At 63.4% G+C, this 19,253-nt stretch carries 10 protein-coding genes; 4 read left to right on the top strand and 6 right to left on the bottom strand.

The window, feature by feature from the left end:
- Positions 1 to 2: 2 nt before the first annotated feature.
- From QQ992_RS07055 to QQ992_RS07040, 4 genes are all read left to right on the top strand, one after another.
- Positions 3 to 569 (top strand): GNAT family N-acetyltransferase, encoded by a 567-nt coding sequence (locus tag QQ992_RS07055; protein ID WP_350157212.1) that lies wholly within the window; start codon positions 3 to 5, stop codon positions 567 to 569.
- Between the two features lie 116 nt (positions 570 to 685).
- The gene (locus tag QQ992_RS07050) at positions 686 to 2,743 is read left to right on the top strand and encodes a capsule polysaccharide biogenesis protein (protein ID WP_350157629.1); all 2,058 of its coding nucleotides are present in this window, start codon (positions 686 to 688) and stop codon (positions 2,741 to 2,743) included.
- A gap of 3 nt (positions 2,744 to 2,746) precedes the next feature.
- Positions 2,747 to 3,790, top strand: a complete 1,044-nt coding sequence (locus tag QQ992_RS07045; RefSeq protein ID WP_286112753.1) for a phytanoyl-CoA dioxygenase family protein — start codon at positions 2,747 to 2,749, stop codon at positions 3,788 to 3,790.
- 738 nt (positions 3,791 to 4,528) lie between these two features.
- Positions 4,529 to 4,984 (top strand): REP-associated tyrosine transposase, encoded by a 456-nt coding sequence (locus QQ992_RS07040; protein WP_286112752.1) that lies wholly within the window; start codon positions 4,529 to 4,531, stop codon positions 4,982 to 4,984.
- A 9-nt stretch (positions 4,985 to 4,993) separates the two neighbouring features.
- Here the strand turns inward: QQ992_RS07040 and QQ992_RS07035 are convergent, their stop codons facing one another.
- The 6 genes from QQ992_RS07035 to QQ992_RS07010 all read right to left on the bottom strand — a co-directional run bounded on the left by QQ992_RS07035 (position 4,994) and on the right by QQ992_RS07010 (position 19,215).
- Positions 4,994 to 6,346, bottom strand: coding sequence for an aminotransferase class I/II-fold pyridoxal phosphate-dependent enzyme (locus QQ992_RS07035; RefSeq protein ID WP_286112750.1), 1,353 nt, complete (start codon positions 6,344 to 6,346; stop codon positions 4,994 to 4,996).
- 9 nt (positions 6,347 to 6,355) lie between these two features.
- A complete protein-coding gene (locus QQ992_RS07030; protein WP_286112749.1) occupies positions 6,356 to 13,858 on the bottom strand; it encodes a type I polyketide synthase in 7,503 nt (2,500 codons plus the stop codon).
- Between the two features lie 400 nt (positions 13,859 to 14,258).
- Positions 14,259 to 15,128 (bottom strand): glucose-1-phosphate thymidylyltransferase RfbA, encoded by an 870-nt coding sequence (gene rfbA, locus QQ992_RS07025; protein WP_286113905.1) that lies wholly within the window; start codon positions 15,126 to 15,128, stop codon positions 14,259 to 14,261.
- Between the two features lie 5 nt (positions 15,129 to 15,133).
- Positions 15,134 to 16,030 carry a dTDP-4-dehydrorhamnose reductase gene (gene rfbD / locus QQ992_RS07020; protein ID WP_286112747.1) on the bottom strand — a complete coding sequence of 299 codons (897 nt, stop codon included), beginning with the start codon at positions 16,028 to 16,030 and terminating at the stop codon, positions 15,134 to 15,136.
- A complete protein-coding gene (rfbB, locus tag QQ992_RS07015) occupies positions 16,027 to 17,097 on the bottom strand; it encodes a dTDP-glucose 4,6-dehydratase (protein WP_286112745.1) in 1,071 nt (356 codons plus the stop codon). Before rfbB ends, rfbD begins: the two co-directional genes overlap by 4 nt.
- A 108-nt stretch (positions 17,098 to 17,205) precedes the next feature.
- On the bottom strand, positions 17,206 to 19,215 hold the full coding sequence (locus QQ992_RS07010) for a polysaccharide biosynthesis protein (protein ID WP_286112743.1): 2,010 nt from the start codon (positions 19,213 to 19,215) through the stop codon (positions 17,206 to 17,208).
- Between the last annotated feature and the right edge of the window lie 38 nt (positions 19,216 to 19,253).

Raw genomic sequence — 19,253 nt, 5'->3', positions numbered from 1 at the left:
GCGTGGTGCATATCGTTTTGGGATCTGACCTGGCACCGGAACGCGCCGCAGACCCTGCCCTGGCCCGCTTGCTGGCCGAGGGGCGCGGGTCGCTGGCGTTTCTGATCGGCAATACCGCCTGCCGCTATCGCCTGCTGGGTGCGGCTATTCACTGGGACCGTGTTCTGCTGGCTTTCGAGGGCGAGCAGGCGCTGGGCTTTGCCGCGTTCAAGCATGGCCGGCGCGGGCCGTTTGCCTTGCACTGGCGGCCATTCGTTCGTGAATTCGGCCTGCTCAGTGGCGTGGTGCGCTTTGCCGGGTTCTGTCTTAGCGAGCTGCGTGAATGGCGCTACCCGTTCTTGCTGTATGGCCTGCGGGTCAGCAAGGCTGTGCGCCAGCAGGGCGTGGGTTCGGCGTTGGTGCAGGCGTGTTGTGCGCATGCTGCCGCCCAGGGCTTTACCCGGGTAGAACTGGAAGTGCCACTGGACAACCCCCGCGCCCAACGCCTGTACTTGCACAACGGCTTCACCCCGCGCCGCAAGCGCTGGGTGCCGTTTCCGCCGGTGCGCAACATGTGGCGGGCGGTGTGATGCGGCGGGAGCAGGCTTGCCCTGCGAACACCTGTAATTCCAGCAGCGCTCAGGCGTCAGCCCAGGCCTTCGTGCCCCCGCAGACGCTGGTAGACGGTGTCGGCTGGGTCGGCATCATGTCGCAATGGGTAGCCTGGAAGGTGCTTCACCTGCCCGAGTTCCTGGGCCCCGAGGGGCCGCCCTTCTGGCTATGGCGCCGGGGCCGCAAGGCGCCCAAGGGGCTCAAGGCCATTGCCGGTATCGGCTACAAGCAGTCCTCGGCGCATGCCCGGGTGCTGTGCCAGCGCTGGGGGCTGCCCTATATCGCGCTGGAGGACGGCTTCTTGCGTTCGTCGTCACTGGGCATCGAGGGCGATACACCGATGTCGATGGTGGTTGACCCGATCGGCATTCACTACCTGGCCGACCGGCCATCGCTGCTGGAAAACATCCTGCAGCAGCCCGAAGCCCTTAGCGAACACGAACTGGCCTGCGCCCGCGAGCTGATTGCGCTGATGCGCAGCAGTGGCATTGGCAAGTACAACAACGCCCGGGACCTGCCCGCCGACGACCCGCTCGGCCGCGAGCGGCCCTTGGTGCTGGTGGTTGACCAGACTGCGGGGGACTATTCGATCCCGGGTGGTGGGCTGTGCGAGGCTGACTATGTGCGGATGCTGGACGATGCCCTGGCCGAAAACCCCGACGCCGACGTGCGCGTGCGCATTCACCCTGACTGCCTGGGCGGGCAAAAACCCAGCTGCCTGCTGGCCGCAGCACGGGCCCGTGGTGTAACGCTGGAGGCGCGTCCAGTGGCCTGGGCGTCACTGGCCCGGCGTGCACGGCGGGTGTATGTGGGCACCAGCCAGGCTGGGCTGGAGGCGTTGATCCAGGGGGTGCCGGTCACCTGTTTCGGGCTGCCGTTCTATGCCGGTTGGGGGCTGACCGATGACCGCATGGCCATCCCGCGGCGCCAGGCCCGCCCTAGCCTGGAGCAACTGGTGGCTGCGGCCTATGTGCGCTACTGCCGCTATGTCGACCCATTGACCGGCCAGTTGACCGACGCCTTGACCGTGGCCCGCCAGCTGGCCAGCAACAAGGCCCGTGACGCCAGGTTCGCCGGCCTCACCACCGTGCTGGGGGTGAAGCGGCACAAGCAGCACAACATTAAGCGTTTTTTTGCCAGCCGTTGGGGGCAGCTGCGCTTCACCGTGGACGGGCCGCAACTTGTGCACCAGGTGGCGGCCGAGCAGGGCCGCTTGCTGGTGTGGGCCGCACGTGAGCCTGCGGGCTTGGCCGAACGGGCACGCCAGGCCGGTGTGCCGCTGTGGCGGGTCGAAGATGGCTTTTTGCGCTCTACGGGCCTGGGTGCCAGCAACAGCCCGGCGCTGTCGCTGGTGCTGGACCATACAGGCATTCATTACGACGCGCAGTCACCCAGCGACCTGGAGCACCTGCTGCAACACGGTGACTTCGATGCCACCTGCCTTGCCGAAGCGGCGCGCCTGCGGGCGCAGATCGTGGCCACTGGCGCCAGCAAGTTCAACCTGCGCAGCAGCGCCCGGCCTGTCCTGTTGGGGCAGCCGGGCCAGGCACGGGTGCTGGTGGTGGGCCAGGTCGAGGACGACGCCTCGGCGCTGTGCAGCGGCGGTGGCCTGGGCTGCAACCTGCGCCTGCTGCAACAGGTACGTGCGCGGTTGCCAGATGCCTGGGTGCTGTACAAGCCGCACCCGGATGTAGAGGCAGGCAAGCGGCGTGGTGCGGTTGCCCCTGCCCTGCTGACCGGCCTGGCCGACCAGGTGCTGGCCGGGGTGGACATCGCTGGCCTTTATGGCCAGGTCGATGCACTGCACACCTTGAGCTCTACCGCCGGTTTCGAGGCATTGCTGCGCGGTGTGCCGGTGGTAACCTATGGCACACCGTTCTATGCCGGCTGGGGCCTGACCCAGGACCACCAGCCGTTACCACGCCGTACCCGGCGCCTTACCCTGGACCAGTTGGTAGCCGGCGCCTTGCTGCGCTATGCGTGCTATGCCGACGCCCAGCACGACTTGCCCTGCGATGCCTGGCACGCCCTCGCCTGCCTCAGTGCGCCCAGCCCGGCGCGCTTGTCGGCGCACTGGCGAGTGGCGCCGTTGCTCAACTATACCCGGACCATGCTTGGCTGCGGCCGGCCCCTGGCCCCATCAAAGGACTAGAACATGCCTGTTACGATCAAGGACATCGGCCGTTACGCCGCACTCCCCTGGCATTGCATGCAACTGGCTACCCACGCCAAGTCGTTCGAGAACAACCCGGTGCTGGGCAGCGCCCGGCTCAACGCTCTGGGCCTGCATGTGCAGCGTCGGCAGTTGGCGATGGCCATGGCCGGCTATCGCCGCCAGGCCCTGGCATCGCGGTTGGATGCCGGCGAGCGCGAGCATTTCGAAGCGAATGGTTTTTTCATCCGTGAAAACGCCCTGCCGGCCGAGCAATTTGCAGCCTTGCGTGCAGAGTTGGGGGCGTTGCGCAGCACGGGCTGGGAAATGCGCCAAGGCCGCGCGGTCACACGCCGGGTCAGCCTTGATCGTGACGTATTGGCGAGCAACCCGGCCAGTGCCGCGTTCGTGGCCGACCGAGGGGTGCGCGACCTGATTGCGTATGCGTCGTCCAATACGGGCGGCATTACCTACCAGTTGCAGTCGATCGTCATTGACGCAGCCAATGCCGACCAAGACCCGCAGACCCGTTTGCATGCCGATACATTCCACCCCACGGCCAAGGCGTGGTTGTTTCTGGATGACGTGGCGGATGACCAAGGGCCGTTCAGTTACGTGCCAGGGTCGCATCGCCTGACCCCGGAGCGCCTGGCCTGGGAATATCGCCAAAGCCTGGGTGCGGCGCGCTCTACCGAGCAGATGCACCGTGAAGGGTCGTTCCGCATTGACGAGCCCGAGCTGGCCGCCCTTGGCCTGCCCGCGCCCCGGCGTTTTGCTGTGCCGGCCAATACCCTGGTGGTGGCAGATACCTCAGGCTTTCATGCCCGCTGCGCAAGCCACCAGGCCAGCCACCGCGTCGAGATATACGCCAGCCTGCGGCGCAACCCGTTTATTCCATGGCGAGGGGCCCACCTGTTTGCGCTGCCATGGATTGCGGATCATCACATGCGTTGGGATATACGGTTGAAGCGGCTGATGGGGTTTGACAAGAAGAGCCATTGGCGGTTTGTGGAGCAGTTGAATGCGTATGAGGCGCCGTATATCTGAACCACGGTTTGCCTGCTCTTTGCAGGAGCGGGCTCACCCGCGAAGAGGCTAGGCCTGCCGGCCAATTATCCCTGGTCATTCTTCGTTGCGGGTGCCACCGCATTCGCGGGTAAACCCGCTCCTACATTGATCGGGGATGCAGACGCATCGGTGGTTCTGGTGCACACATATCCTGGACTCGACACCGCCCGTTGTAGGAGCGGGTTCACCCGCGAAGAGGCCGGGCCTGCTGGCCAATATCCCTGGCCATTCACCGCCGCAGCCACCACCGCATTCGCGGGTAAACCCGCTCCTACATTGATCGGTGGGGCACATACATCGGTGGTTCTGGTGCACACATATCCTGGACTCGACACCGCCCGTTGTAGGAGCGGGTTCACCCGCGAAGGGGCCGGGCCTGCCGGCCAATTATCCCTGTCCATTCACCGCCGCAGCCACCACCGCATTCGCGGGTAAACCCGCTCCTACATTGATCGGTGGGGCACATACATCGGTGGTTCTGGTGCACACACATCCTGGGCTCGACACCGCCCGTTGTAGGAGCGGGTTCACCCGCGAAGAGGCCGGACCCGCCGGCCAATTATCCCTGGTCATTCTTCGTTGCGGCTGCCACCGCATTCGCGGGTAAACCCGCTCCTACATTGATCGGGGATGTACATATTGAAACGGTTGAATCGCAGCGGGCGCCATGAAAGTGACTACGCTGGCTCAGGCTATCGTGACGTCAAGGATGAGAACATGCACTTCGCCCATGCCCACCACCTACGCCGCCACAGGGTTTCACACCCCGGCAGGGTATACATGCTGACAACCGTCACTCACCAGCGTCGCCCACTGCTCCACAACTTCGCCCTTGCCAGACTGGTGATCACGCACCTGCGACAAGCCGATCAGGAAAACAGCTGCGTCACTCTGGCCTATGTCGTCATGCCCGACCATGTGCATTGGATGATAGAACTGAAACAGGTAACCCTGGCCACCTTGATGCGTCGCTTCAAATCCAGGTCCAGCCTTGCCTTGCACAAGGCTGGGGTAATATCCACGCCTATCTGGCAGGCGGGCTACTGTGATCGCGCAATGCGCAAGGATGATGATCTGCTCAATGCCGCGCGATACATCATTGCCAACCCGGTCAGGACCGGCCTGGCACCCACTGTCGGCGACTACCCGCACTGGGATGCCATCTGGCTGTAAGCCTCGTGCTCACCCCAGCCGTGCCATCTCCTGCGCCACCACCGCCACGGTATGCCGAATCTGCTCTTCCGAATGCTCGCAAGACACAAAAAACCGCACCCGCGCCGAGTGCTCGGGCACCGCCGGGTACAAAATCGGCTGAGCGTTGATGCCGCGTTCGAACAGGGCACTGGACAAGCGCCCGGCCTTGAACGAACTGCCGGTAATCACCGGTATCACCGCCAACCCTGTACTGGTCGCCGTATCCAGTCCCGCTTCACGCGCCAGACGCAAGAACAGTTCACCCCGCGCCTGCACCTGGGCCACCCGAGCGCTGTCGTGCGCCAGCAACTTCAACGCGGCCAACGCCGAGGCCGTAACCGCCGGGGGCATGCCAACGCTGTACAAGAAGCCCGGCGCCAGAAACTTCAGGTGCTCGATCAATGCCGTACTGCCGGCGATGTACCCACCGCAGCTGGCCAGGGTCTTGCTCAGCGTCCCCATCCAGATGTCCACATCATCGCCCGCCAGGCCAAAGTGCTCACGAATGCCTTTGCCCGTGGCACCCATCACACCCAGCGAATGCGCTTCGTCCACCATCAGGAACACCTTGTGCTTGTTCCTGATTTCGACGAAACGGGGCAGGTCCGGGTAGTCGCCATCCATGCTGTAGATGCCTTCCACCACCACCAGCACGCGCTCGAAGTGCTGACGCTGCTCGGCCAGCAAACGGTCCAGCGCTTCCCAGTCGTTGTGTGCAAAACTCAAACGGCGAGCACCTGAAAGCTGCACCCCCTGCACGACGCTGTTATGGATCAGCTCGTCATGCACCACCAGGTCACGCGGCCCGAACAGGTAGCCGATGGTGGTGACGTTGGTGGCGTGGCCGCTCACCATGACAACGGCATCGTCCACGCCGTAAAGGCTGGCCAGCTCGCGCTCAAGCTCACGGTGCAGCGGGCGGTCGCCAGACACCGGGCGGCTGGCCGATACCGAGGTGCCGTAGCGGTCGATCGCTGCCTTGGCCGCTTCGGCCACGCTCGGGTGGCCGGAGTAGCCCAGGTAGTTGTAACTGGCAAAGTTGAGGTACTCGCGCTCGCCAATCTGCGTCTGTGCACCGGCCGTACCCTGGTGCAGGCGGAAGAACGGGTTGCTCACCCCCAATTGCTTCGCACCCTGCTGAATCACGCGCAGCTGCTGGTACCCCGGGTGCTGCTCAAAACGATAGTGCGCCTCGGGCACTTTCAGGGCAGCCTGTTGCACCTGCTCCAGGGTAGTGCCCTGCACGCCCTCGGCAGCCACATGGCGGCGGCGTGCGAGGGCTTGCTGGATGAGGCGTTGCTTGGCATCGCCACCAAGGCCGGTCGGGGTTTTGGCTGTCATCTGACGCTCTTAATCAATCAATCGGTTGGGTGCCGCGCTGCTGTCGGCCAAGGCTGCGTTCATTTGCGCCAACTCTTCGGCACTGTGTTCGCTGCCATGCCGAGCCAGCACATTCTGCGCCAACTGCTCATCGCCGCTCCCCGCCTCACCGCGCAACAACTCCAGCAAGCGCGCGGCAAGCTTGTCGATACTGGAACTGTCGCTCAGCTCCATCACCGGCAGGCGAATGCCAAAACGCTCCTCCAGCGCCACCACCAACTCCACGCTCATCAACGAATCGAGGCCTAGCTCCTGCAGCGGGCGCTGGGCATCCAGGCGCGCGGGTGGCAGGCGCAGAATCTCGCACACCTCGTGCTTGAGCATTTCCGCGAAGCGTTCGAGCAACTCGGTATCGTCAAGTTCCGCCAGCATGCGCTGGATGTCTTCACCGCCACCGTCATCTTCCTGGTCACTGCCATAAGCACGGGCCAACTCGGCAAAGCGCGGTGTGGTAGCGCTCGGCAAGAAGCGCGACAGTGCCTTGAACTCCAGCTCCAGCACGCCGTGGCCGTTGTCGCCGTCCAGCAGCATGGCCTCCAGTTGCGCCAGGGCCACCTCTGCACGCAGTGGCGCACCGCCCATGCGGCTTTGCAGGGCGTCCTTGATCTGGCTGTTACGGGCCAGGAAGCCGACATCGTCAATGGCGCCCCACAACACGGCCGTGGCAGCCAGCCCCTGCGCGCGACGATGCCGCGCCAGGGCTTCCAGCCAATGGTTGGCCGCCACATAGTTGGCCTGGCCAGGGTTGCCGAACAGGGTCGTGGCCGAAGAGAACATGACGAAGAAGTCCAGCGCCAGGCCCTGGGTCAGCTCATGCAGGTACTGCGCACCTTTGGCCTTGGGCTCCAGCACGCGCTGCAACTGTTCTGCGTCGAGGTTGCGGATCAGCCCGTCGTCGATCACCGTCGCCGCATGCACCAGGCCGCGCAGCGGCCATGGGCTGGCGGCAATGCGCTCGAACACCGCATGCAACTGGCCACGGTCGGTGATGTCGCACGCCACGGCCTGTACATCGATGCCTTGGGCATGCCACAGCGCCAACTGCGGTTGGGCTTCGGCACTGGCCGGGCCGCGGCGGCCCAGCAACACCAGGTGGCGGGCACCTTTGTCGATCAACCACTGTGCCGTGCGCAAGCCAAAGCCGCCGAGGCCACCGGTGACCAGGTAGCTGGCATCGGCGGCAAGCTGCAGCGCCCGCGCCGGTTGCGCACGGGTGTCGACGGTTTGCAGGATGGGGTTGGCGTAGGTCACCACTACTTTGCCAATCTGCCGCGCCTGCTGCATGTAGCGGTAGGCTTCGACCACCTGGTTGGCGTCGAACTCGCGGAACGGCAGCGGGTGCAGGATGCCCTGCGCAAACAGGTCCATCATTTCGGCGAACAGGCGGCGGGTAAGCGCGGGGCGTTCGCTCATCAGCTGGTCGGCATCGATACCGAAGTAGCTGATGTTGTTGCGGAACGGGCGTAGGCCGATACGGGTGTTCTGGTAGAAATCGCGCTTGCCCAGCTCAAGGAACCGACCAAACGGTTTCAGTACCTGGAAGTTGCGGTTGATGGCCTCACCGGCCAGCGAGTTGAGCACCACGTCGACGCCTCGCCCACCGGTGGCCGCCAACACCTGGTCGGCATAGGCCAACGAACGCGAGTCGTAGACGTTGTCTACGCCCAGCAGGCGCAGGAAGTCACGCTTCTCGTCGCTGCCGGCGGTGGCATGGATTTCGGCACCCAGCCATTTTGCGATCTGGATGGCAGCAATACCCACGCCACCGGCAGCGCCATGAATCAGCACTTTCTCGCCCGGTTCCAGGCGCGCCAGATGATGCAGTGCGTAGTACACCGTGAAGAAGGTACTAGGAATGGTCGCAGCGGCCTCGAAGGACATCCCCTCGGGAATACGCGCCACGGCGTTGGCGTTGGTGACCAGGCGGTTGGCGAAGCTGCAGGGGCCAAAGCCCACCACGCGGTCGCCCGGGGCGAAATCACCCACCACCTCGGCACCCTTGCCATGCACCACACCGGCAAACTCAAAGCCCAGGGTGGGGCCAGAGAAACCGTTTTCGATGGCTTCGTCCGACAGCAGGCCAAGGGCGAACATCACATCACGGAAGTTAAGGCCGGTGGCGCGCACAGCAATGTCCAGCTCGTCCGCCGCCGGTTGACGCGGCTCGCGCACTTCCCAGCGCAGGTTGCGCAACTGGCCAGGCAAGTCGAAGCCCAGGCATACCCACTGCGCAGCAGCATCCACATTGCCTGGCTGGCTCGCCAGCACGCGCAAGCGTGGCACGTAACGGCGGCCTTCAGCATCCAGGGCCAGCTCGGTTTCACTGTCGGCATGCAGCAACGCCGGCAGTGCCAGCTCGACAGGGGCGGTGTGTGCCAGGTCAAGCTGGCGTATGCGGCAGGTGGGCGACTCGTTGGCCAAGGTGCGGCCAAAGCCCCAGAACGCAGCGTCGGCAATGGCCGCAACATCGGCGGCGGTGTCGCTGCCATACAGGTGCTCGGCTGCACCACGGCTGAACAGCCAGCACTGCGGGGCAATGCCCAGCGACTCGCAGGCCTGCACCAGCGCAGCTGCCTGCAGGCAGCGCTCGGCCTGGGCATCCAGGCCGGCACCGCTGTCGAAGCCGGCCAGGTGCAACACGTGCTCCGGCGGCTGGGAAAGGCCGCGCAGTTGCTCGGCCAGTGCCTGCGCATCCCCCGGTTGCAGCATGTCTACTTGCTGGCCCTTGGCACGCAGTTGCTCGGCCAGGTGCAGTGCAGCCCCCTGCCCCGCTTCGGCCAGCACGGCCCAGCGTTGCAGCGCGACTGCGGGGGCGTCAACGCCAGCGCTCGCAGGTTTGTCGGCCAGCAGCAGATAGCTGCCACATGCATTACCCGGCAAGGCATCGAGGGTGCGCAGCGTGGTAAGGCCATGGCGTTGCAGTTCATGCTGCCAGAACGCCGGGCCTTGCTGGCGCGACAACGCCTGCTGCGGGCCGGCCAGCCACCAGTCGGGCTGGGTGCCGAAAACAAAATCGACCCAGCGTGCCGGGTACTGCCCCAGCAGCGCCAACTGGCCATGGGGGTTGAGCTGGGCGCAGGCCTGGCGCAGGGCATCGCCCACCGCACCCAGCGCGCCCAGGTCGGTCGGCACCAGCACCCAGTCGAATGTGCCCGCTTCGGCCAGTTGCTCCAGGCCAAGCACGTTCAGCGCCGGGCAATCGTCATGCAGGCGTTGCTCAAGCTCGGGCTCGGCGACGCAATAGGCATAGTCGATGCGGTCGAAATCCAGGCCGGCATACAACAGCTCGGCAAACGAGGTGCCACCAAAGCCGAGCTCCAGCACGCGCAAGCGCTGGCCGGCCGGCAGTTGCGCCAGGCGCTGAGCCAGGGTTTGGCCAATGCCACTCAGCAGGTGCTGCTGCCCCGCCGCACCCAGCACCAGGCGTGCCAGGCTGGCACTGCTGGTTTCCCGCGGCTGCAGCGTGTCGAACGCTTGGCTGCCCTCCAGCAATGCCGGCAGGTAGCGGCCAATTCGGCCAACCGAATGGATAATCTGGAAGTACTCGGGGTAGCTCTGGAACAGCTCTTGCCAGATGGCCTCCGATGCCGGGCGTTCGCCCTGCTCGGCCAGCTGCCAGCCACCGTCGGCGCTGCGCAGCAGGCTGCCGTCTTGCTCGGCGTGGCGCAGCAGGGTTGCCAGGAAGTCGCCTTGGGTTTGCGACCACAGGGCTATCTGCGCTGCACTCAGGCGGCCACCGGCTTGTTCGACGGCATCCAGCACAAAGCTGCTGCACAACACGTCCAGCAGTGGCTCCACTTCATTCAGGTAACGCACCTGGGCCGGCTCGTCGGCCAAGCGCTGCAGGGCATCGGCCAGCGGAGTGCGGGCCACGGCATGGCGCTGCAGCGGCACCACCTGGCCTGGTGCTGCCAAGCCCACATGGCCCATGCGTTTGATATCCCCGCTGCGGTCGTACTGCAGCCGCACGGCACGCATGCGCGCGTCCTTGACCGCCAGCACGGCAGCGCCGCTGGCATCGAACAGGGTGAAGTCGACCAGCAGCGAATGCGCAGTGCGCTTGCGCTGGTGCACCTCGGCCAGCACCGGCACACCGCCAGCGTTGGTAAAGGCAATACGTCCCAGTTTGACCGGGATGAAGGCCAGGCCGTCGTTACGGCCCGGGCTGCTGACCAGCAGCTCGGTAATCAGCTGGAAGGCGCCGTCCAGCAATGCCGGGTGCAGGTGCAGGCCAGGTAGTTCGTGTTCAATCTCGACCGGCACCACCAGTTGCGCCACCACGCGCTCGGCCTCGACCCAGGCTGCGGCCACGGTCTGATAGGCTGGGCCATAGTTCAGGCCCACCGCGCAGGTCAGTGCCAGGTGCTGCTCACCGGTAAAGTCTGCCGGGCGGGCTGGCAGCGCCGGCGCGCGGGCGCCCAGCAACACACCGCGGGCTTCACCCGGCAGGCGCGCGACCACATGCTGTACCCAGTCTTCGCGCTGCGCCAGGGTGCGTGAAGTGATGCGCAGGGTGCCGTCGGCCTCTTCCACCTGCACGCGCACTTTCTTGATGCTCTCGCTGCTCAGCAGCAGCGGGTTGTGGATTTCGAGCTCTTCGATGTCGACGAACTCACCGGGCTGGTGCAGTTGCGCCACCGCCAGCGCCAGCTCGGTAAAGCCGGCCCCCGGGAACAGCACCGACTCGCCCACCTTGTGGTCGGCAAGGGTCGGGTACTGCTGTGTGTCCAGGCGGTTTTCCCAGGTCAGTGCCTGGTCGTGTACCGGGTAGCCCAGCAGCGGGTGCACGCGCTCACGCCCCAATGCGCTGTTGTATTCGGCGCTGACCGGCAAGCTGAAGTGGTCGCGCTGCCAGGCATAGTTGGGCAAGCGCACCTGGCGCCCGGCCACCGGGAAGCGGGCTTGCCACTGGGGTTCGGCACCTGCGATCAGCAGGCGCGCTACCGTACGCTCCAGCAGCACAGGGCTGTGGTCGTTACGCTTGAGGGTGCCAATTACCTGCCCAGCTTGTTCGCATTCAGCCAGTACATCGTTGACGTAGCTGCGCAAGATCGCATGCGGGCCCACTTCGACGAACAGGTTCAGGCCGCCGCGCACCAGGGCAGCCAACGCCCCCTGGAACAGTACCGGGAAGCGAATGTTCTGCCACCAGTAGTGGCTGTCCAGGCGCTCGCCTTCCAGCTGCCCGCCCACCACGGTGGAATAGAACGGGATACGCGTGCCACGCGGACGGATATGGGCCAGATCGGCGATCACCGACTGCTCGATGGGGTTCATCGCAGGCGAGTGGAAGGCGTAGTCCAGGTCGAGCCGGCGGGCGAACACCTGGCGCTCGCCCAGGGCCTCTTCCAGCAGTGCCAGCGCGTCAACTTCACCGGCAACGGTGGCGCCACGGGCACTGTTTTCACCGGCCACCACCAGGCGGCCATCCAGCTTCAGTTCGGTAATCAGTTGCGCGGTGGCGTCACCCGACAACCCGACCGCCGTCATCTGCCCGGTGCCACGGGTAAGGCCTTGCAGGCGGCTGCGGTGGTAGATGACCTGGGTGGCATCCTCCAGGCTAAGGGCGCCACTGGCCCAGGCCGCCGCCACCTCACCCACACTGTGGCCGATGACGGCCACCGGGTGGATACCTTCGGCTGCCAGCACCCGGGTAACCGCCACTTGCAGGGCAAACAGGGCTGGCTGGGCGATTTCGGTGCGGGCATAGCGGCCTTCGCCGTTGTCACCCAGCAGCTCGGCGCGCAGCGAATAACCTGCCAGCGGCTGGAACAGCGCGTCCACTTCATCCACCGCAGCGGCGAACAGTGGCTGGTCGAGCATCGCCCGGCCCATCCCCTGCCATTGCGAACCGTTGCCCGAATAGACAAACACCGGCGCCGAGGCATTGTCCAGCGCCTGGCCGGCTTCCAGCACCGCGCTCAGTTCGCTGAGGGTCGGGTCCTGGGCGTAGTCATCCAGGGCCTGGGCAGCTTCGGCGGCATTGTCGCTGACCAACAGCAGGCGATGGTTGTGCGCATCCCGACGGAACATCGCCTGGTAGGCCACATCGTAGTAGTCAGCCTCGGCCTGCTCGGCCAGGTAGGCGGCGAACCGCTCGGCCATTGCGCGCAGGCCCTCTTCGGTCTTGGCGCTGAGCAGCAGCGGCACCCGGCGGGCGTTGGCCGCTGCTGGAGCTGCCGCTTGCAGCTCTGGGCTCTGCAGGATGACGTGGGCGTTGGCCCCGCCAAAGCCGAACGAGTTCACACCCACTGTCAGCTGGCCGTCGGCTTTCAGCGGCAAGGGCGCTGTGACCACCTGCAGGTTGAGGTCGCCAAAAGCGATATTCGGGTTTAGCGCCTGCACACCTATGGTGGCGGGCACGGTGCGCTCGGCCAGGCAGTTGAGCGCTTTCATCAGGCCGGCCACGCCGGAGGCGGCCTCCAGGTGGCCGAGGTTGCTCTTCACCGAGCCGATCGGCAGCGGGTTGCCGGCGCCGCGTGCCTGGCCCAGTGCTTCGCCGATGGCGCGGGTTTCGATCGGGTCCCCAACAGCAGTACCGGTGCCGTGGGCTTCCAGGTAGTCCAGTTGCTCGGGGGCAATGCCGGCCTGGGCGTAGGCACGTTTGAGCAATGCGGCCTGGGCCTCGGCATTGGGCAAGGTCAGGCTGGACTTGCGTCCATCGGTGTTCACCGCACTGGCCGCGACGACTGCCAGGATGGTGTTGCCGTCAGCCACCGCCTGGTCGTAGTCCTTGAGCAGGAACAGCCCACCGCCTTCGGAACGGGCGTAGCCGTCACCGTTTTCGTCGAACGACTGGCAGCGACCGGTGCGCGACAACATGGTCGCCTTGGCGAAAATCATGAAGCCGAACGGGTGCATGTGCAGGCTGATGCCGCCGGTGACGGCCTGATCGACATCCCCGCTGAGAATGGCCTGGCACGCCTGGTGGAAGGCGACCAGCGACGAGGAGCACGCGGTGTCGATAGCCATGCTCGGCCCGCGCAGGTCGTAGAAGAACGACAGGCGGTTGGCCGCGATGCTCATGGTGTTGCCGGTGGCCGTTGCGCCATCGATGGACGACAGGTCCTCGACCAGGCGGTAGGACTGCTCGACACCGGCAATGCCCAGGTACACGCCGCAGTTGCTGCCGCGCAGGCTGGAGGGTTTGACCCCGGCGTTTTCGAAGGTTTCCCAGCACATTTCCAGCAGCATGCGCTGCTGCGGGTCCATCATGGCCGCTTCACGCGGCGAAATGCTGAAAAAGCCTGCATCGAACGCGCTGATGTCACCCAAGGTGCCGGAGGCGAAGGTATAGCTGGTTGCCGGGCTGGATTTGTCGGGGTGCAGGAACTCGCTTTTGTCCCAGCGGGACGGGTCGACCTGTGTCACCAGGTCGCGCCCTTCCATCAGGTTTTGCCAGAAACCGGTGTTGGAGGAGCCCGGAAAACGGTACGCACAGCCAACAATTGCAACCTTTCTACGCTTGATCAAAACCTATTCCTTCAAATCTCATCGGGCACCGTCCCATCCGTCGGACAGCCGGCTTGCCTGGCCTGGCCATGAATCTGGCCGGTCGTTTTATGTCACTGATGATTGTCTGGGTATCTGAAGACACTTTGTACGCTGGGGGCACAAGACTTTCGGTCCGGGGCCAGCGTGGGAACATTCAGATTTGTGTGTGCGGATAATACGCGGGTTGGGGTAGGAGGGAAAACCCTGGGGTGTGGGAAGGGTCACATTGCCGCCGGGCGGGCTGTAGATACGACGGTTATGGCCCGGCCCATCGCGGGCAGACTCGCTTGTACACCGTCTTGTACCGCTCCACCGGTCAGTGTAGGAGCGGGTTTACCCGCAAATGCGGTGGCGGCTAACCGGCACCGCTATCTGCTTGCTACTTCAGCAACCCCATCAAGTATTGACCGTAGGCATTTTTGGTAAGTGGCTTGGCCAGCGCCTCAAGCTGCTCTGCGCCAATCCATTTCATGCGATAGGCCAGTTCCTCTGGGCAAGCAACCTTGAGGCCTTGGCGGTGTTCAATGGTTGCGATGAACTGACTGGCTTCCAGCAACGATTCGTGAGTACCGGTATCCAGCCAGGCATAACCACGGCCCATGATTTCTACCGACAGGTTCCCTTGCGAGAGGTAGGTGCGGTTGACGTCGGTAATTTCCAGCTCGCCACGGGCCGAAGGCTTGATGCCTTTGGCAATGTCGACTACCTGGTTGTCGTAGAAGTACAGACCGGTGACGGCGTAGTTCGACTTGGGCACCTGGGGCTTTTCTTCCAGGCTTACGGCGGTGCCGTTGTGATCGAACTCAACAACACCGTAACGCTCAGGATCATGCACGTGGTAGGCAAATACACTGGCACCGTCCGGCCGTAGCATTGCGCTGGCCAACAATTCATGGAAGTTGTGACCGTAATAAATGTTGTCACCCAGCACCAGTGCACTAGGGTGGCCTGCCAGGAACGACTCACCAAGGATGAAGGCCTGAGCCAAACCATCAGGCGAGGCCTGCACGGCATAGCTGATGTTGATACCCCACTGATGACCATCGCCCAGCAGTTGCTCAAAGCGCGGGGTGTCTTGCGGGGTGGAGATGATCAGGATGTCCTGGATGCCCGCCAGCATCAACGTGGTCAGCGGGTAGTAGATCATCGGTTTGTCGTACACCGGCAGCAACTGCTTGGAAATTGCCAAGGTTGCCGGGTGCAGGCGGGTACCCGAACCACCAGCCAGAATGATGCCTTTACGTTTCATGGTGGTCATTTCTCGTGTATTTCCTTGAGCATGCGGGCCACTCCCTGGCGCCAGTCTGGCAGGGTCAGGGCAAATGCCTTCTGCAGTTTGTTGGTATCAAGACGCGAATTTGTCGGCCGTTTGGCTGGGGTCGGGTAAGCGTCGGTCGTAAGCGGGTTGACCTGTTCGGCTTTGGCTTTCAGCACTACACCTTGTGTCGCCGCCTGCTCCAGCACGTAGCGGGCATAGCCGCACCAGGTGGTTTCGCCACCGGCCGCCAGGTGGTAAAGCCCGGCCAGGACCGGGTTGCGGCGGGTGGCGGTGATCGCGTGGGCAGTAATGTCGGCGATCAGCTCGGCGCCGGTCGGGGCGCCGTACTGGTCGTCGATCACCCCCAAGCTGTCGCGCTCGGCGGCCAGGCGCAGCATGGTCTTGGCAAAGTTTGTGCCGCGGGCGGCATACACCCAGCAGGTGCGGAAGATCAGATGCTGGCAGCCTGCAGCCTGGATGGCTTGCTCACCCGCCAGCTTGCTTTCACCGTAGGTGTTCAGCGGGCCGACACTGTCGTCTTCGCGCCACGCCTGGGTGCCCTGCCCCGGGAACACGTAATCAGTGGAGTAATGCACCAGCAACGCGCCGCAGTCGACGGCGGCGCGGGCCAGAACGCCCACAGCTTCGGCGTTTACCTTGAAGGCCTGCTCGCGGTCGTTTTCCGCCTTGTCGACGGCAGTGTAGGCGGCGGCGTTGACGATGACATCAGGGGCGTAGACACGCACGGTTTCGGCCAGGGCAACCAGATTGGCCAGGTCACCGCAGTGCGTCTGGCTACGGCTGTTCAGCGCCAGCAGCTGGCCCAGGGGAGCCAGGCTGCGCTGCAACTCCCAACCTACCTGGCCGTCTTTTCCCAGTAGCAGAATCTTCATGCAGAACGCCCTGCGTAGTTCTTCTCTACCCAGTCGCGGTAGCTGCCGGACTGTACGTTCTGAACCCATTTCTGGTTGTCGAGGTACCAGACGACGGTTTTACGAATACCGGTTTCGAAGGTTTCGGCGGGTTTCCAGCCCAGTTCGCGCTCCAGCTTGCGGGCGTCGATGGCGTAGCGGCGGTCATGGCCTGGTCGGTCGGTCACGTAAGTGATCTGGTCGGCGTAAGGCTTGCCGTCGGTGCGGGGGCGCAGTTCGTCCAGCAGGGCGCACACACGGCTGACGATTTCCAGATTGGGCTTTTCGTTCCAGCCGCCCACGTTGTACACCTCGCCGGTAGTGCCCGCTTCCAGCACGCGGCGGATGGCGCTACAGTGATCTTTCACGTACAGCCAGTCGCGAATCTGCTGGCCATCGCCATACACCGGCAGTGGCTTGCCAGCCAGGGCGTTGACGATCATCAGCGGGATGAGCTTTTCCGGGAAGTGGTACGGGCCGTAGTTGTTCGAGCAGTTGGTGGTCAACACCGGCAGGCCGTAGGTGTGGTGGTACGAGCGCACCAGATGGTCACTGGCGGCCTTGCTGGCAGAGTATGGGCTGTTCGGCTGGTACTGGTGGGTTTCGGTGAAGGCAGGTTCGTCGGCTGCCAGCGAGCCGTACACTTCGTCGGTGGACACATGCAGGAAGCGGAACGCCTGGCGGGCCTTTTCGTCCAGGTTGCCCCAATGTGCGCGCACGGCTTCCAGCAGGCGGAAGGTGCCGACGATGTTGGTTTCGATGAAGTCTTCCGGGCCGTGGATCGAGCGGTCGACGTGGGACTCGGCGGCGAAGTTGACGATAGCGCGTGGTTGATGTTCTTTGAGCAGGCGGGCTACCAGTTCGGAGTCGCCAATGTCGCCGTGCACGAAGATATGGCGTTGGTCACCCTCCAGGCTGCTCAGGGTTTGCAGGTTGCCTGCGTAGGTGAGTTTGTCGAGGTTGACGACGGGCTCGTCCGAGCCAGTCAACCAGTCCAAGACAAAGTTTGCGCCGATAAAGCCAGCACCACCTGTTACCAAAATAGTCATTTTCCGTTTTCCCTTGGTATCTAAACCCGGCAAGATTTTGACTTTCATAATGGCAAACCACCCCTTGAGGGTGGCGCCTGATTTATCTGTAACGTTAAGCGCTGCCCTTTACGGCTCCTGTCGCTGGCGCTCGTACAACCAATCGACAATCTCGCCACCTGGCGTATAGCCACTCACGGTATTCCTCAGCAATTGACGTACCGTCTTGAAGTCATCGGCGGAAATGGCCGCCAACAGTGCCTCCAGGTTTTGCTTGAGCATGTCCCACTGCAGGTAGTCTTCATTGGCGCACATGATCATGGGATGGCGTGTGACCTGGACATTTTCGCCAATCAGCAGCTCTTCATAGAGCTTTTCCCCCGGTCGCAGGCCAATGAACTCTATGGCGATGTCCCCACTCGGGTTTTGCTCGGAACGAACACTCAGCCCCGACAGATGGATCATTTTTTCAGCCAGCTCGGTAATGCGCACCGGCTCGCCCATGTCCAGCACGAACACATCCCCGCCCTGCCCCATCGAGCCCGCTTGAATGACCAGTTGAGCAGCTTCGGGAATCGTCATGAAATAGCGCGTGATCTTGGGGTGGGTAACCGTCAACGGACCGCCGTGCTTGATTTGCTTGTGAAACAGCGGAATTACCGACCCGGACGAGCCCAGCACATTGCCAAAGCGCACCATGGTGAAACGGGTCTTGTTCACCCGAGCAATTTTGCCGCTGTCGCCATACAACACCGGTGCAGCTTCACGGCTCAGTGCCTGCAGGATCAATTCGGAGAGTCGTTTCGTACTGCCCATCACATTGGTTGGGCGCACTGCCTTGTCGGTGGAGATCAGTACAAAATTCGCAACCCCGGACTGCAGCGCCGCTTGCGCGGTATTGAGCGTGCCGAACACGTTGTTGACAATACCGGCGGCCATGTTGTGCTCAACCATCGGCACATGCTTGTACGCTGCCGCGTGATACACCGTATCTACCCGCCAGGTACTCATGATGTCGACAAGGTGCTGCTGATTGCGCACCGACCCCAGCATCGGCAGTAGCCGTACCGACAATGATGCCCGTGCGATGCGCTGCTCCAGTTCGCTGAGAATACTGTAAAGGTTGTATTCACTGTGATCGAACAACAATAAGGTCTTGGGGCCCAGGCCAACGATCTGCCGGCAAAGCTCGGCACCAATCGAGCCGCCAGCACCCGTCACCAATACGGTCTGCTTTTTGATGCAGTGCTCAAGCAGATCCCCCTGCGCCGGAACCGGATCGCGCCCGAGCAAGTCGGCAATATCGACATCCTGAATATCATCAACCTTGACTCGGCCGCTCGCCAGATCGGCAAAAGCGGGTACGCTGCGTACGTGAAGCGGGTAGGCTTCAAGCAGCGTCAGGATTTCTCTGCGCCGGGCGCGTGAGGCTGAAGGTAGCGCGAGGAGAACTTCCTGAGCCCCGGTTTCTTTGAGTAGCGCCTGCAAATGCTTCGGCGTGTAGACCTGCAACCCGGAAATAACCCGACTGGCTAGGTCACGATCGTCGTCGATAAAGGCCACAGGGCGCATCGTCCGTCCCATCCGCAATGCCGCCAGCAATTGGTTGCCCGCCGTGCCTGCGCCGTAGATGGCAACCTTGATCGGGCCTTCATCGCGATGCTTGAACGGACTCTGATGGCTCCCTGTGAACCAGTCACCGAGGAAGTATTGGCGCATGACCAGGCGCAGACCACCGATGATGACCAGGCTCAACCACCAGTAGTTGAAGATGATCGAGCGCGGGATCACTACCTTGTGATTGCTGTACCAGTAAACCACCAGGGCAAGAATCAGCGACGACAAGGTAACCGCCTTGAAAATCACCACCAGAGCGTCATTACCGAAATAGCGCATCACTGCCCTATACATGCCGAAGCGGATGAATAGCGGCACCGCTACCAGTGGCGCGGCAACGAACAACCAGAGGTGCTCGATGATGGGATTGTACATTTCATCGATCCCCAACCGCACGATGAACGACAACCACAAGGCAACCCAGACCAACCCAACATCGGTGCACACCTGCAAGAGCCGCTTTTTCTGCCGAGAAAGGCTCACCAGGTACTCGCGAAGTTCCTTATTGGTCTCATTTTTCATCTTGCGCTCCTTGGTGCCAATGTGCCTCGTCTGCTCGA

The sequence above is a fragment of the Pseudomonas kurunegalensis genome (assembly GCF_030291635.1).
Taxonomy (GTDB): domain Bacteria; phylum Pseudomonadota; class Gammaproteobacteria; order Pseudomonadales; family Pseudomonadaceae; genus Aquipseudomonas; species Aquipseudomonas monteilii.
This window is presented reverse-complemented; position numbering and strand designations above follow the sequence as displayed.

Excerpts from the sequence above, each read along its gene's own strand:
- QQ992_RS07050 (WP_350157629.1), top strand. The coding sequence starts at position 686 with ATGTCGCAATGGGTAGCCTGGAAGGTGCTTCACCTGCCCGAGTTCCTG.
- QQ992_RS07045 (WP_286112753.1), top strand. The coding sequence starts at position 2,747 with ATGCCTGTTACGATCAAGGACATCGGCCGTTACGCCGCACTCCCCTGG.
- QQ992_RS07040 (WP_286112752.1), top strand. The coding sequence starts at position 4,529 with ATGCACTTCGCCCATGCCCACCACCTACGCCGCCACAGGGTTTCACAC.
- QQ992_RS07035 (WP_286112750.1), bottom strand. The coding sequence starts at position 6,346 with ATGACAGCCAAAACCCCGACCGGCCTTGGTGGCGATGCCAAGCAACGC.
- rfbA (WP_286113905.1), bottom strand. The coding sequence starts at position 15,128 with ATGAAACGTAAAGGCATCATTCTGGCTGGTGGTTCGGGTACCCGCCTG.
- rfbD (WP_286112747.1), bottom strand. The coding sequence starts at position 16,030 with ATGAAGATTCTGCTACTGGGAAAAGACGGCCAGGTAGGTTGGGAGTTG.
- rfbB (WP_286112745.1), bottom strand. The coding sequence starts at position 17,097 with ATGACTATTTTGGTAACAGGTGGTGCTGGCTTTATCGGCGCAAACTTT.
- QQ992_RS07010 (WP_286112743.1), bottom strand. The coding sequence starts at position 19,215 with ATGAAAAATGAGACCAATAAGGAACTTCGCGAGTACCTGGTGAGCCTT.